The organism is Kitasatospora sp. NPDC048545, assembly GCF_040651155.1.
GTDB lineage: Bacteria > Actinomycetota > Actinomycetes > Streptomycetales > Streptomycetaceae > Kitasatospora.
In genome coordinates, this window is sequence record NZ_JBEZIQ010000001.1 from 387,333 (window position 1) to 399,879 (window position 12,547).

Annotated in this window: 16 protein-coding genes and 1 other RNA gene; 7 read left to right on the forward strand and 10 right to left on the reverse strand. The window is 73.9% G+C overall.

Annotated elements, in window-relative coordinates; all coding sequences use genetic code 11:
- Positions 1–68 precede the first annotated feature (68 nt).
- Entirely contained in the window at positions 69–1,571 is a 1,503-nt protein-coding gene (locus AB0D10_RS01965; RefSeq protein ID WP_360249601.1) for an MFS transporter, read from the forward strand.
- Between the two features lie 13 nt (positions 1,572–1,584).
- Positions 1,585–1,983: RNase P RNA component class A (gene rnpB / locus AB0D10_RS01970), an RNA gene on the forward strand.
- Positions 1,984–2,020: 37 nt separating this feature from the next.
- Here rnpB and AB0D10_RS01975 read toward each other — a convergent pair.
- The 4 genes from AB0D10_RS01975 to AB0D10_RS01990 form a co-directional block, all read right to left on the reverse strand.
- Positions 2,021–2,278, reverse strand: coding sequence for a Prokaryotic metallothionein (locus tag AB0D10_RS01975; RefSeq protein ID WP_188306583.1), 258 nt, complete (start codon positions 2,276–2,278; stop codon positions 2,021–2,023).
- A 108-nt stretch (positions 2,279–2,386) separates the two neighbouring features.
- Positions 2,387–2,797, reverse strand: coding sequence for an ACT domain-containing protein (locus tag AB0D10_RS01980; RefSeq protein ID WP_360249604.1), 411 nt, complete (start codon positions 2,795–2,797; stop codon positions 2,387–2,389).
- 245 nt (positions 2,798–3,042) lie between these two features.
- Complete coding sequence (locus AB0D10_RS01985) at positions 3,043–3,687, reverse strand: hypothetical protein (RefSeq protein WP_360249607.1); 645 nt, start codon at positions 3,685–3,687, stop codon at positions 3,043–3,045.
- 13 nt (positions 3,688–3,700) lie between these two features.
- Complete coding sequence (locus tag AB0D10_RS01990) at positions 3,701–4,588, reverse strand: HAD family hydrolase (RefSeq protein ID WP_360249610.1); 888 nt, start codon at positions 4,586–4,588, stop codon at positions 3,701–3,703.
- A 400-nt stretch (positions 4,589–4,988) separates the two neighbouring features.
- Between AB0D10_RS01990 and AB0D10_RS01995 the strand changes: the two genes are divergently transcribed.
- Positions 4,989–5,585 (forward strand): PadR family transcriptional regulator, encoded by a 597-nt coding sequence (locus AB0D10_RS01995; RefSeq protein ID WP_360249738.1) that lies wholly within the window; start codon positions 4,989–4,991, stop codon positions 5,583–5,585.
- Between the two features lie 45 nt (positions 5,586–5,630).
- On the opposite strand, the gene AB0D10_RS02000 is transcribed toward AB0D10_RS01995, so the two are convergent.
- Together AB0D10_RS02000 and AB0D10_RS02005 are read right to left on the reverse strand one after the other, a co-directional pair.
- Positions 5,631–5,828 (reverse strand): hypothetical protein, encoded by a 198-nt coding sequence (locus AB0D10_RS02000; protein ID WP_360249613.1) that lies wholly within the window; start codon positions 5,826–5,828, stop codon positions 5,631–5,633.
- 56 nt (positions 5,829–5,884) lie between these two features.
- Positions 5,885–6,115, reverse strand: a complete 231-nt coding sequence (locus tag AB0D10_RS02005) for a hypothetical protein (protein ID WP_360249616.1) — start codon at positions 6,113–6,115, stop codon at positions 5,885–5,887.
- Between the two features lie 472 nt (positions 6,116–6,587).
- Here AB0D10_RS02005 and AB0D10_RS02010 point away from each other — a divergent pair, with 472 nt between their 5' ends.
- On the forward strand, positions 6,588–7,289 hold the full coding sequence (locus AB0D10_RS02010; protein ID WP_360249619.1) for a bifunctional DNA primase/polymerase: 702 nt from the start codon (positions 6,588–6,590) through the stop codon (positions 7,287–7,289).
- Positions 7,290–7,340: 51 nt separating this feature from the next.
- Here AB0D10_RS02010 and map read toward each other — a convergent pair whose 3' ends face one another.
- Positions 7,341–8,186, reverse strand: coding sequence for a type I methionyl aminopeptidase (gene map, locus AB0D10_RS02015; RefSeq protein ID WP_360249622.1), 846 nt, complete (start codon positions 8,184–8,186; stop codon positions 7,341–7,343).
- A 191-nt stretch (positions 8,187–8,377) separates the two neighbouring features.
- Here map and AB0D10_RS02020 point away from each other — a divergent pair, with 191 nt between their 5' ends.
- Positions 8,378–8,605: a hypothetical protein gene (locus AB0D10_RS02020; protein WP_360249625.1), complete on the forward strand. Its 228-nt coding sequence runs from the start codon at positions 8,378–8,380 to the stop codon at positions 8,603–8,605.
- Between the two features lies 1 nt (position 8,606).
- On the opposite strand, the gene AB0D10_RS02025 is transcribed toward AB0D10_RS02020, so the two are convergent.
- The 3 genes from AB0D10_RS02025 to AB0D10_RS02035 all read right to left on the reverse strand — a co-directional run bounded on the left by AB0D10_RS02025 (position 8,607) and on the right by AB0D10_RS02035 (position 11,487).
- Positions 8,607–9,377, reverse strand: a complete 771-nt coding sequence (locus tag AB0D10_RS02025) for a hypothetical protein (RefSeq protein ID WP_360249628.1) — start codon at positions 9,375–9,377, stop codon at positions 8,607–8,609.
- A gap of 13 nt (positions 9,378–9,390) precedes the next feature.
- Positions 9,391–10,824: an MFS transporter gene (locus AB0D10_RS02030; RefSeq protein ID WP_360249631.1), complete on the reverse strand. Its 1,434-nt coding sequence runs from the start codon at positions 10,822–10,824 to the stop codon at positions 9,391–9,393.
- 66 nt (positions 10,825–10,890) lie between these two features.
- Positions 10,891–11,487 (reverse strand): hypothetical protein, encoded by a 597-nt coding sequence (locus AB0D10_RS02035; RefSeq protein ID WP_360249634.1) that lies wholly within the window; start codon positions 11,485–11,487, stop codon positions 10,891–10,893.
- 47 nt (positions 11,488–11,534) lie between these two features.
- Here AB0D10_RS02035 and npdG point away from each other — a divergent pair, with 47 nt between their 5' ends.
- Together npdG and AB0D10_RS02045 are read left to right on the forward strand one after the other, a co-directional pair.
- A complete protein-coding gene (gene npdG / locus AB0D10_RS02040) occupies positions 11,535–12,227 on the forward strand; it encodes an NADPH-dependent F420 reductase (RefSeq protein ID WP_360249637.1) in 693 nt (230 codons plus the stop codon).
- A 119-nt stretch (positions 12,228–12,346) separates the two neighbouring features.
- Complete coding sequence (locus AB0D10_RS02045; RefSeq protein WP_360249640.1) at positions 12,347–12,538, forward strand: hypothetical protein; 192 nt, start codon at positions 12,347–12,349, stop codon at positions 12,536–12,538.
- The last annotated feature ends 9 nt before the right edge of the window (positions 12,539–12,547 follow it).

The window sequence follows — 12,547 nt, forward strand, 5'->3', positions numbered from 1 at the left end:
GCGCGTCCCGCCACCCGTACGGGTCCGTCCCGCCTCCCATGGCCGGTCCGCAGTGGGAGGATCGGTCCGTGCTCGATGCCCAGTCCCCCGCCGTGGCGCCCGCGCCCGCACCCGGGCGGCGCCGCCGGTTTCTCGTCCTGGCGATCTGCTGTCTGAGCCTGTTCATCGTCGGCCTCGACAACACCGTGGTGAACATCGCCCTGCCCGCGATCCAGCGTGACCTGCACGCCCCGGCGTCCGGGCTGCAGTGGATCATCGACGCCTACACCCTGGTGCTGGCCTCGCTGCTCATGCTGTTCGGCTCGGTGGCCGACCGCTTCGGCCGCCGTCGGGTGTTCCAGACCGGGCTGGTGTGCTTCGCGCTCGGCTCGCTGCTGTGCAGTCTGGCGCCGAACCTGCAGTGGCTGGTGGCGTTCCGGGCGCTGCAGGCGGTGGGCGGTTCGATGCTCAACCCGGTGGCGATGTCGATCATCACCAACACCTTCACCGATCCGAAGGAGCGGGCCCGGGCGATCGGCGTCTGGGGTGGCGTGGTGGGCATCTCGATGGCGCTCGGCCCGCTGCTCGGCGGCTTCCTGGTGGACGGCGCGGGCTGGCCGTCGATCTTCCTGATCAACGTCCCGGTCGCGCTGGCCGCCATCGCGCTGACGGCCCGCTACGTCCCGGAGTCCCGCTCGCCGCGGCCGCGCCGACCGGACCCGGTGGGGCAGCTGCTGATGATCGTGCTGCTCGGCTGCGGCACCGCCGCGATCATCGAGGGCCCGGGCAACGGCTGGACCTCCCCGCTGATCCTCGCCCTCGCCGGGGCCGCCCTGGCCGCGCTGGTCGCCTTCCCGCTGTGGGAGCGCCGGGTGGCCGAGCCGCTGGTGGACCCGCGGTTCTTCGCCAGCGCGCCGTTCACCGGGGCGACCGTCACCGCGGTCTGCGCCTTCGCCGCGCTCGGCGGCTTCCTCTTCCTCAACACCCTCTACCTGCAGGACGTCCGGCACTACGGACCGGTCGAGGCCGGCCTCTGGACACTGCCGATGGCCGGGATGATGCTGGTCTGCGCGCCGCTGTCCGGACGGATCGTCGGCAGCCGGGGCCCGCGCCTGCCGCTGGTCGTGGCCGGGCTCGGCCTCGCCGCGAGCGGCCTGCTGCTCACCCGGCTGTCCGCCGACTCCCCGCCGTCGCTGCTGCTGGCGGCGTACGCGCTGTTCGGTTTCGGCTTCGGCATGGTCAACGCGCCGATCACCAACGCCGCCGTCTCCGGCATGCCGCGCGCCCAGGCGGGCGTGGCGGCCGCGGTCGCCTCGACGAGCCGTCAGGTCGGCCAGTCGCTGGGCGTCGCGGTGATCGGCACGGTCGTCGCCTCGGCCCTGGTCGGCCCGGTCGCGACCGGCTTCGCACAGGCCAGTCACGCCGGTTGGTGGATCCTGGTCGGTCTGGGCATCGCGATCCTCGTACTGGGCCTGGTCACCACCACCGCCTGGGCGGGCGCGACGGCGGCCCGGGTGGCCGCCCGCCTCGGCGGCGAACCGCCCGCCGACCGGTCCGGTGTACGGGAGGCGCCGCCCGAGCGGCTACGATGACCACTACGGCGGAAGAGCCGGCCGGGCGGTCGCGACGGGTCACCAGACCCGCCGAGGAACGTCCGGGCTCCACAGAGCAGGGTGGTGGGTAACGCCCACCCGGGGTGACCCGCGGGACAGTGCCACAGAAAACAGACCGCCCTCCGCTTCGTGCGGTGGGTAAGGGTGAAACGGTGGTGTAAGAGACCACCAGCGACCGGGGTGACCCGGCCGGCTAGGTAAACCCCACCTGGAGCAAGGTCAAGATCGGTGCCCTCGGGCGCCGTGCGCGGACGATTGAAGGCTGCTCGCCCGAGTCCGCGGGTGGACCGCACGAGGCTGTCGGCAACGGCAGCCCTAGATGGATGGCCGCCTCCCCGGGCCGCGCAAGCAACCCGGGAGACAGAACCCGGCGTACAGGCCGACTCTTCCGCCCCCTCCCCGCCCCCCCCGGGCGGGACGCCCCGCGACTACGCGGGATGCGCGCCGACGGCGTCGCGGATCTGCTCGCCGAGGCCGCCGTTGACGCGGGCGCAGTTGGCGCAGCAGAAGAACATCCCGGCCACTTCGACGCCGTGGCCCACGATCCGGACGGTGCACTGTTCGCAGCGCGGCGCGAGCTTCTCCATCGCGCACTCGAAGCTGTCGAAGGTGTAGGTGTCGCCGGTGACCGTCTTGATCTCGAAGGCCAGCCAGTAGTCGTTGCCGCAGGTGACGCAGATGGCCATGGCGGCCGTCTCCTTCCGGTGGGGCCGCCCTCGGCGGGGCGGCTCCTCCCAGTGTCGAAGGCCCGGTCGGCGGCGGCCACCCGGCGGGACTGTCGGGCGGACCCCGGCTCAGTCCGGGGACGGGCCCTGGCGTTCGGAGAGGTCCTCCAGGGCGCGGACGGCGCGTTCGGCGTCGTCGGCGGCGACGAACAGGTGGTCGTGGTGGAAGCCGGCCACCACGTTGCAGCTGATCCCGTCCTCGGCGAGCCGCGCGGCCACGGCCGCGGTCAGGCCGACAGCCTCCAGGGCCGAGTGGATCTGCAGGGTGATCCAGGCCGCCACGTACTCGTAGCGCAGCCCGAGTGCGTCGGCCTCCTCCTGGGCGACCACCACCGTCACCCCCTCGGGCTCGGCGACGGTCACCACCGGCCGCATGCCGGCGGGCACCTTCGCGGGGAGGGTGCAGTAGACGTACCGCCCCGGGTTGAGCAGCGGGCGCATCCCGCGCAGCAGCGTCGCAAGATCTCGTTCTCCGGCCATGCCCGCCACCGTAGCGGCTGGGCGGTGGCCGCGTCCGGGCCTGGCGGCCGTGTCGGGCGCGGCCGGGCGGTCCGCCGGGGAACCGGTGGGGCGGTCGCCACAAGGCAGTCGAGTCGATCGACCTGTTCGAGGCGGCGGACTTCGAGGTCCAGATCGACCGCGCAGGCCAGCGCTTGGAATCCTGGGTCGTCTCCCTCCGTGGGGGCCTGCCCCCTGTGGACCGGGTGACACCCGCGGTGGGCCGGTCAGTTCGGGGTGGGCCAGGCCCGGAGGAGCTTGCGGGCGGCTCCGCTGTTTCCGAGCTGGTAGACGGCGACGGCGGCGGGGCGCACGGTGAAGGCGTCGAACGGCTCGGCCTCGATGGTCGTGAGGTCGTCGAGGGTGGCGAAGCCGACGGTGATGTGGGATTGGTACCGGTCGGGCCCGATCTGCGCTGGGACGTAGCCGTCGACCCAGTCGAGGGTGCTCTGGCTGATGCCCTCGCCGGGGTCGGTGACGAAGGCGGCGGCCGTGCCGCCGGACTCGGTGAACGGGGTGATCGCAGCGAGCAGCGCGGCCTGGAAGTCGAGGACCTGCGGTCCGGGTCGAAGGAGGATGGCCGCGAGGCCCTGCCCGGGCACGCCCCAGTCGGCGTGCCTGATGGCGACGGCCCGGTAGGACAGGGTGCCGGTGTCGGTCGCGGCCAGGGTCCGGTGGACGGCCTCGTACGCGTCGTCCAGGTCGGTGGTCCGGATGTAGCGCTGGAGGGTGGTGATGTGCGGTTGGTGGGAGGCGTCCAGGGCGAAGCCGTCCGGGACGCTCTCGCGCATCCGGGCGTTCCAGGCCTGGGCGTGCCTCAGGGTCGTCGAGTCCGGGTTGACGAGCACGTCGACGGCGGTCAGGTCGTTCAACGGGTCCTCCTGGTCAGAACAGGGTCGTCCAGTCGTTCTTCATGCTCACGATGGTCCAGCCGAGTTGCCCGGCGGTGGCGAGCGAGGCCTCGGCGCCCTTGGCGTAGGCGTACTCTCGCTGGTCGTCGTCGTGGCGGACGAGCAGCGCGAACGCGGCGCTCCGGAGCATCTCGATGTCGACGTCGGCGTTGCCGCCCGCGAAGGCGGGCAGTCGGCCGGTGTGGGCGAAGATGTGCTCGGGCTTGCCCGGCCCCAGGTCCAGGCCGCCCAGGAGCTCGCGGGAGCGGACGATCCTGCCGTCGGTGTAGGTGTAGGCGGCCGCTGAGCCGATGACGTTCTCCTTCGGGATCCCCCAGGTCTCCTCGGAGAACACGCGCATGAAGTCGCGGCCGCCGCCCGAGCATACGAACACCCGGAACCCGTTCGCGCGCAGGAGGTCGAACAGTTCCAGCATCGGCCGGTAGACCAGCTTCGTGTACGGGACGCCGAACCGCGGGTCCCGCACCGTCGTGGTCCACTCCCGGACCCGCGCGTCGAACTCCTCGGGCGTCGTGCCCGCCCACGACTGGGCGAACGCCTCCAACAGGCTCGCCACCGCCTGGGGCTCCTGCGTCGCCAAGCCCTCGAAGAACTGCTGGTCCCGCTCCACGAGCGCCTTGTACGGCTGTCGTTCCGCGAGCGAGGGGTCGGCCTTCACCTCCTCCTCCCAGGCGCGGAACACGAAGTCGAACTGCGGGGGCATCGGCTGCTCCACCCAGAGCGTGCCGTCGTTGTCGAACGTGGCGATCCGGTCGGCCGGCTCGACGAACGCCTCACCCGGCGTCGTCGCCTTGTGGACGAAGTCCAGGATCGCCTTCCTGGCCGGGCCCTCTTTCCAGCTCGCCAGCACCTGTTCGGTCACGGGCCACTCCTCTGCTCGGCAGTCGCGTCGTCCTCGCACGGCGACTCAGGGGCATTCGTGAGGCAATGGTCACTCCGGACGGCTCGGGGCACCGTGCAGACACGTCCGACACCCGCCGGTTACCGGCGAACCAGCCGCTGACCTGCGCGGTCAACCTTCAGTGACACAAACCGCTCTCCGTGCATCTTCGACGGCGACCGGTCAAGGTTCGCCGACCCGGGCCATCGGCGATATATCGGAGAACCGTTGACGAGCGACAGTCACCGATATATCGTCGAACTATCGAGACAGTGACTCGACTGGATCGGAGAACCAGGAGGTGGGCGCCATGCGCTCAGGAATGCGATTTCGTGGAGAGGGCCCGGGCGACGGCCGCTGGCCGGGGCCGGAGTTCCGGGGGATGCCCGGAGAGGGCTTCGAAGGTCGGCAGGCGTTCGGCGGCTTCGGCCCGCCGTTCGGCGGCGGAGGCCCCGGGCGGCCGATGGGCGGCCCGTTCGGGCACGGCTTCGGTGCGCACGGCGGCCGGCGCGGAGGCCCGCACGGGCGGCGCGGCGGCCGTGCGCGGCGCGGTGACGTCCGCGCCTCGCTGCTGGCCCTGCTCAAGGAACGGCCGATGCACGGCTACGAGATGATCGCCGAGATCACCGAGCGGACCGGCGGGGCCTGGCGCCCCAGTCCGGGTTCGATCTACCCCAACCTCCAGCTGCTGGAGGAGGAGGGCCTGATCACCGCGGAGGAGGTCGGCGGCAAGCGGCTGGTCTCGCTGACCGAGGCGGGCCGCGCCGAGGCCGACGCCGGACCGGCGGAGCCGTGGGCGGATGCCGGCCGGGAGGTCGACTGGGAGGCCGTCCAGGAGGTCGGTCAGGCGCTCGCCGCGCTCGACCAGGCGGTCCAGCAGGTCATGCGGACCGGCAGCGAGGCGCAGCGCGCCAAGGGCCTGACCGTGCTGACCGAGGCCCGCAAGAAGCTCTACCTCGTCCTCGCCGAGGATGACTGACCGGCGCGGGGGGAGACGCACCGGCGTGACGGGCGGTGCCGCTGCTCACGGGTGGACCACGAACAGGGCCGCACTGACCAGCAGCAGCACCGCCCAGCCGAACCAGAGCCAGCCGTTCGGGCCGATCGTCACCGTGTAGAGGCTCACCGCGAGCAGCAGCACCCCGGTGACCCCGGCGACCTGCCGGTTGTGGTGGGCGATCGCCCGGGAGCCGCTGCGCGGGTGCCGTACCGTCCTGGCCATGCCGACCTCCCGGGAGGGCGATGGGGGAGCGGGCGGCCCGCCGGCCGGAAGCCGTGTCAGCCGGAGGCCTTCGCGGAGGCCGCCTCGTCGTACTCGTAGCGCCAGAACCAGCTCAGGCCCCGTACCTGCTTGGCCCGGACGTACACCAGTGTGCGCGCGGCGGCGTCGCCGTGCGCGGGGACCGGGACCTTGTACTTCTTGGGCACGCCGAGCATCGGCCCCAGGGGGACCGGCAGGACCGTCCCGTCCAGGGGGCCGCCGACGAATTCGGTGTCCGCGCTCTTCATCCCTCCAGGGTCTCACCTCCGCGCGGGTGGGCGGTCTCCCCGCCGGGTGGCCGGGAACACCCCGGTGGGAAGGGAAGCGGGAGGCCTCGTGAGGGCCCGGTGCCGGGAGTGTGCCCGGGGTGCGCGCGGGAGTGTGACCGGAGAGGCACCGCCCCCGGTCATCCGGAGGCCCCGCGCACCCCTATCCTTTCCTGTACGCCCTCGGGGTTCACCCGGGTCAGCGGGCCCGTACGGGCCGGGCGAGGCGCGGATCCGCGCGCCCTCCGGCCGATCCGGCGCGGACAGCGTGCTGCCGTGACTGCGTACCGTGACCCGGGCGTCGGCCGTCCGGTGACCCCGGGCCGCGGCCGACAGGGCGCGGACGGCAGGGCCGAGCACCCCGGGAAGCAGTGGGGCGCTTCGTGCGTTGCGTCGGAGTGGAACGTCGAACGCTGTGTCGCACCAGGCACGGCAGTTGCGCGGAAGGGGCCCGATGGAAGCCGGCGGCAGGTGGACGACCTGGTGGCAGAAGCGTGATCGTCAGCGGGCTCGGGCGGGGGACCCGGACGGCCCGGCAGCCGGCCTGGACCAACTGCTGGACGCGGTGCGCGCCGGATTCCCGCTCGCGCCCGCCGCCCACCCGACCGGCTACCGCTGTTCCTGCGACCGGGTGGCCTGTCCGGCCCCGGCCCAGCACCCGGTCTCCTTCGCCTGGCAGACCCAGGCCACCACCGACACTGAGCAGCTCTCCCGCTGGCTCGCCCGCGACCCACGGGCCAACTTCATCACCGCCACCGGCCGGGTCCACGACGTGCTGGACGTCCCGGCGGAAGCCGGACGGCTGGCCCTGGAGCGGCTGACCGCGGCGGGCGTCGAAGGCCCCGTCGCCGCCGTCGGCGAGGACCGCTACCTGTTCTTCACCGCCACCCGCGGCACCCCGCAGGACGAGGACGAGTGGTGGCCGAGCGCGCTCGACTCCACCCCGGACACCATGTCCGAGCACCCCGGCCTGCGCTGGCACTGCCGCGGCTCGTACACCCTGCTCCCGCCCGCCGCGCTGCCGGACGGCTCCCGGGTGCGCTGGCTGCGCGGGCCCGAGCAGCCGCTGCCGGACCCGCTGCGCGTCCTGGACGTGCTGACCGACGCCTGCACCGAGGTGGGCGCGGTCGCCGAGGAGCAGTGGCTGATCGGCTGAGCGGCGGGAGCCGCCGCAGGCCCCGGGCCGGGCGGCCCGGGGCCTGCGGGGTCACGGCAGGGTCAGGACCTCGGCGCCGTCCGCGGTGACCACCAGGGTGTGCTCGAACTGGGCGGTGCGCTTGCGGTCCTTGGTGACGACGGTCCAGCCGTCCGGCCAGATCTCGTAGTCGTAGGTGCCCAGGGTCAGCATCGGCTCGATGGTGAAGGTCATCCCCGGCTTGATCACCTCGGTGGCGCGGTCGCTGTCGTAGTGCGGGACGATCAGGCCGGAGTGGAACGACGTGTTGATGCCGTGGCCGGTGAAGTCCCGCACCACGCCGTAGTCGAAGCGCTTCGCGTAGGACTCGATGACCCGTCCGATGACGTTGATCTGACGGCCCGGCTTGACCGCCTTGATCGCCCGGGCGAGGGACTCCCGGGTGCGCTCGACCAGCAGCCGGGACTCCTCGTCCACGTCGCCGACCAGGTAGGTGGCGTTGAGGTCGCCGTGCACGCCGTGGATGTACGCGGTGGCGTCGATGTTGACGATGTCGCCGTCCTGCAGCACGGTCGAGTCCGGGATGCCGTGGCAGATCACCTCGTTGATCGAGGTGCAGACCGACTTGGGGAAGCCCCGGTAACCCAGGTCGGACGGGTAGGCGCCGTGGTCGCACATGTACTCGTGGGCGACGGCGTCCAGCGCGTCCGTGGTGACGCCGGGGGCGATCAGCTTCGCCGCCTCCTCCATCGCCCGGGCGGCGATCCCGCCCGCGATCCGCATCTTCTCGATCGTCTCGGCGGTCTGCACCTCGGGCCCGGTGTACGGCGTCGGGGCGGGCCGCCCGACGTACTCGGGGCGCGCGATGTGCGCCGGGACCTTGCGGGTGGGGGACTGGATGCCGGGTACGAGAGCCATGGCCGCGAGTCTAGTCGCCGGGCCCCGCCGGGACGGGCGGTGCGCGGAGGTGGGCCGGAGGCCCGGGTGCGGAGGCGGGACGGAGGTCAGGGAGCGGGGTGCGGGTGTGGTGTGCGCGGTGGCCCCGGGCGGGGAATGATCGGTACGACCCCATCCGTGAACGCCGACCGCCCGAACGGGAGAGCCCGCCCATGCCCCTCGGATTCCACCGCAAGCCGACCGGAAAGCCCGGCGAGTGGTTCTACTGCATCAAGCACGGCAAGGTCGAGGAGGGCCCGGAGTGCCCGGCCAAGGACCGCCTCGGCCCGTACGACAGCCCCGCGGAGGCCGCGAACGCCCTGCAGATCGCGGACGAGCGCAACCGGGAGTGGCAGAACGACCCGCGCTGGAAGGACGAGCCGAAGGACCCCACCGAGTAGGTCAGCGCGGCTCGGGGCCGGTGAAGTACTCCTCGTCCACGCTCAGCACGACGAGGCGCCGCCCGGACGCGAGCGCCTGGGCGGCGGCCTGGCTCACGGGCGCCGCCGGCGTGGACTCCCGGTCGGCCCAGACCTTTGCCCCGGCGTTCGGCGCCGCGAGCTCCCGGGGAAAGCCCGTGCCCGGGGCGGGGGAAGCGGCCGTGTCCTTCCGCTCGTCGAAGGCCAGGCTCACCCCGAGCAGGTCGCGGTCACCGTCTGCGCGCGGGAACCCGTACCAGAGGCCCTCGCCCGGCCGGGGCGAGGCGTTGGAGTCGGCCGACTGGGCGCCCTGGGCGGCCGTCACCTGGTCCCAGCGCGACCGGGCCTGCTGCGGATCGCCGCTCACCGCGAGGTACTTGACCACCTGTCGGCGGCACGTCGGGGCCGGCCAGTGCACGCCGGCGCCGTCGGCCCGTCCGGGCCCCACGCCACAGCCGTCCTGGACGCCCCCGCCGATCTCCTGGCCACCGGACAGCGCCGGGAGCAGCGCGGCCAGCCGCCGGTCGATCTCGGCGGTGAGGGACCGGTCGGCGGCGGCCACCTCGGGGGAGGCGGCCAGCGCCGCGACGTCCGGCGGCTGCGGGGTGACCACGGCGGCGGGCGTGGTGCCGGTCGGGGGCGCGGGCTGCCCGGCCACGCGGCCGCTGCCCCAGAACGCCCAGCCGAACGCGCCGCTCACGGCGGTCACGACGACCGCCACGGCGGCCCACTGCTTCCAGCCCCCGGTCCTCATGCCGGGCAGTCTGTCACAGGGCGGCCGTCGTCCCCGTCGGTGTTTCCGGATTCGGCTCCGTGCTTCGGTCCGTCCCTCGGTCCGTCGCTTGGTCCGCCCTCGGCCCCCGCTCCGCCTCCCGCCCCGCCTCCCTCTCCGCCCGTTCGTGCTCGGCGCGGACGGCGGCGGCGTGCGGGTCCGTGCGGTCGTCGTAGGCGAGCAGCCTCGGCAGCGCGGCGGCGACCGCGAGGACGGCGACGACGCAGGCGACCCCGCCGGTCCAGACGGCGGCGCGCACGCCGACCAGCCCGGCCACCGTGCCCGCCCTGACCTGGCCGAGCTGCGGGCCGACGGAGTAGCTGAGCAGCTCGACGCCGGCCATCCGGCCACGGACCCCGTCCGGGATGGACTGGTTCCACATGGTCGAGCGGGCCAGCCCGCTGATCTCGTCGGCGCCGCCCGCCAGGGCGAGCCCGAGCAGCACCACCCAGACGCTCCCGGACAGCCCGGCCAGTGCCATCGCCGCACCCCAGCCGACGGCGGCGACCACCAGCAGCCGCCCGTGTCGGTGGACCCGGGAGGTCCAGCCGCTGGTCGCCCCGACCAGCAGGGCGCCGGCGGCGGAGGCCGCGTACATCGGGCCGAGCGCCCAGTCCGCGCCCAAGTCCGAGGCCAGGAACGGGAAGACCGCCACCGGGTAGGCGAACAGCATGGCGCAGACGTCGATCGCGTAGGTGCCGAGCAGGTCCTTGCGGCTCCACGCGTACCGGACGCCGGTGAGCACGGCCCGGACCGACGGCCGCTCGGCGCCGGTCGCGGGCGGCACCGCCCTGATCCGGACGAGCAGCAGCAGCGAGGCCGCGAAGGTCAGCACGTCCAGCGCGTAGGCGGTCTGCACCCCGGCGAACGCCACCACGACCCCGGCCAGCGCCGGCCCGGCCACCGAAGCGGCGTTGTGGTAGAGGGACTTGAGCGCGAACGCGGCGGCCAGGTGCCGGTGCGGGACGAGCCGCGGGGTGAGCGAGTCCAGGGCCGGGCGCTGCAGGCCGTCGGCGGCCGCGACCAGCGCGGCGACCAGGTAGATCGGCCAGAGCAGCGGGTGCGGCAGCAGGGCGTTGACCAGCAGCAGCCCGGCCAGCAGGCCGAGCGCGGCCTCGGCGCGCAGCACCAGCTTGCGACGGTCCAGGGCGTCGGCGAGGGCGCCGCCCCACAGGCCGAAGACGATCAGCGGGACGAGTTCGACGGCGCCGATCAGGCCGACCGCCAGGGAGGAACCGGTGAGCTCCTTGATCTGCATCGGCACGGCGACGAGGGTGAGGAAGCTGCCGAAGCTGGTGACGCAGCCGGAGGTCCAGAGGTAGCGGAAGTCGCGCGAGGCGCGCCACGGTGACAGATCGGGCACCAGCGAGCGCAGCGCCGACCGGGCCCGACCGGGCGCCGGAGGATGCGGGGGTTCGTCGACGTTCACGAACCATCATCCTGGGAGGGCGGCCGCCGGCTCCGCAAAGGGTTTTCGAGCGACCCGCGACCGCGCCTACCAGCGGCTGAGCGCGGGTGCCGAGGCCAGCCGGCCGGCCAGGGCGGCGAGGCGGTCGAGGGAGGTGCGGCGGGCCGGGGGCAGTCCGGCGGCGGCGCTGACCAGGTGCTGGGCGAGGTCGAACGGTTCCTCGGCGGCGGTGCCGACGGCCAGGCGCTCGTGCGCGAGCCCGCCGAGGTCGCCCGGAGCGGCGCCGTCCAGCGCGAGCACCGTCGCGCCGTGCCGCCGGGCGTCGCGCACCCGCTCCAGCAGCGGAGCGCCGGCCGTCTGCGGGGCCACCACCAGGACGGTCGCGCCGCGCCCGGCCTCGGTGAGCCGCCGCAGGCCGTGCGCCAGGTGGGCCGGGGCCCCGGGCGGCGGACGGTGCCGCAGCAGGGTCGGAGCCAGCCGGGGCACTGCCGACCAGGCGGCCTGGTCGTCGAGGTGGGCGGCCAGGTGCCACGGCTCGTACGCCTCGGTGCCGACCAGTAGCAGGCCGCCCGCCCCGCGCCGCTCCACCGAGCGCCGCAGCGACCCGGCGAAGCCGCCGACCGCCTCCCACCAGCCCGTGCCCGCAAGCCTTTCCCGGAGTGCCGAAACTCTCACCGCGTCCATGCGGGCCAGGATGTCGCGCCGGGCCGGGGATTTGGCAGGATCGGCCCATGACTTCCCTCGATTCAGCGACAAACCCGGCCCACGAGCTGCCGGACGTCTCGCAGCTGGTGGTCGGCGTCCTCGGTGGCACCGGCGACCAGGGGCGCGGCCTGGCCCTGCGGCTGGCCAAGGCCGGACAGCAGGTGATCATCGGCTCCCGTGACGCCGCCCGGGCCGAGGCCTCCGCCGCCGAGCTGGGCCTCGGCGTGCGCGGCGCCGACAACGCCACCGTCGCCCGGGAGAGCGACGTGGTGATCATCGCGGTCCCGTGGGACGGCCACGCCGCCACGCTCACCGCCCTGCGTGCGGACCTCGCCGGCAAGATCGTCGTCGACTGCGTCAACCCGCTCGGCTTCGACAAGCAGGGCGCGTACGCGCTGAAGCCGGAGGAGGGCAGCGCCGCCCAGCAGGCCGCCGCCCTGCTGCCGGACTCCCGGGTCACCGCCGCCTTCCACCACCTCTCGGCGGTGCTGCTGCAGGACGAGTCGGTGGAGGAGATCGACACCGACGTCATGGTGCTCGGCGAGGACCGGGCCGCCACCGACGTGGTGCGCGCCCTGGCCGCCCGGATCCCCGGCATGCGCGGCATCTACGCGGGGCGGCTGCGCAACGCCCACCAGGTCGAGGCGCTGGTCGCCAACCTGATCTCGGTCAACCGCCGCTACAAGGCCCACGCGGGCCTGCGGATCACCGACGTCTGACCGGCCGGGGCCGCGCGGCCGTGTCGACCTCACCCCTGGACTCCTCCGGAGGTGAGGTCGGCGACAATGGGTCCCGGCCGCTTCCCGGCCGGCCGCACCCGTCCTAGGAGCCTCCCGCCATGCCCCGCACGTCCCTGCTCGCCCTGATCGTCGTCGTCCTCGCGCTGGTCGCCGCGGTCTTCTCGCTGACCCAGGGCCTCTGGCTGGGCCTGCTCTGGCTGCCGCTGGCCGGTGTGGCCAGCAACGTGCTGTGGCTGAACCGCCGCCGGGCGAAGATCGCCGAGGCCGTCGCGGCCGCCGAGCGGGGCTAGTCCGGGCGG

What these genes read in the sequence shown, in the direction of transcription:
- AB0D10_RS01975 (WP_188306583.1), bottom strand. Translation starts at nt 2,278, where the DNA reads ATGGCCATCTGCGTCACCTGCGGCAACGACTACTGGCTGGCCTTCGAG.
- AB0D10_RS01980 (WP_360249604.1), bottom strand. Translation starts at nt 2,797, where the DNA reads ATGGCCGGAGAACGAGATCTTGCGACGCTGCTGCGCGGGATGCGCCCG.
- AB0D10_RS01995 (WP_360249738.1), top strand. Translation starts at nt 4,989, where the DNA reads ATGCCCGGAGAGGGCTTCGAAGGTCGGCAGGCGTTCGGCGGCTTCGGC.
- AB0D10_RS02000 (WP_360249613.1), bottom strand. Translation starts at nt 5,828, where the DNA reads ATGGCCAGGACGGTACGGCACCCGCGCAGCGGCTCCCGGGCGATCGCC.
- AB0D10_RS02005 (WP_360249616.1), bottom strand. Translation starts at nt 6,115, where the DNA reads ATGAAGAGCGCGGACACCGAATTCGTCGGCGGCCCCCTGGACGGGACG.
- AB0D10_RS02010 (WP_360249619.1), top strand. Translation starts at nt 6,588, where the DNA reads ATGGAAGCCGGCGGCAGGTGGACGACCTGGTGGCAGAAGCGTGATCGT.
- map (WP_360249622.1), bottom strand. Translation starts at nt 8,186, where the DNA reads ATGGCTCTCGTACCCGGCATCCAGTCCCCCACCCGCAAGGTCCCGGCG.
- AB0D10_RS02020 (WP_360249625.1), top strand. Translation starts at nt 8,378, where the DNA reads ATGCCCCTCGGATTCCACCGCAAGCCGACCGGAAAGCCCGGCGAGTGG.
- AB0D10_RS02025 (WP_360249628.1), bottom strand. Translation starts at nt 9,377, where the DNA reads ATGAGGACCGGGGGCTGGAAGCAGTGGGCCGCCGTGGCGGTCGTCGTG.
- AB0D10_RS02035 (WP_360249634.1), bottom strand. Translation starts at nt 11,487, where the DNA reads ATGGACGCGGTGAGAGTTTCGGCACTCCGGGAAAGGCTTGCGGGCACG.
- npdG (WP_360249637.1), top strand. Translation starts at nt 11,535, where the DNA reads ATGACTTCCCTCGATTCAGCGACAAACCCGGCCCACGAGCTGCCGGAC.
- AB0D10_RS02045 (WP_360249640.1), top strand. Translation starts at nt 12,347, where the DNA reads ATGCCCCGCACGTCCCTGCTCGCCCTGATCGTCGTCGTCCTCGCGCTG.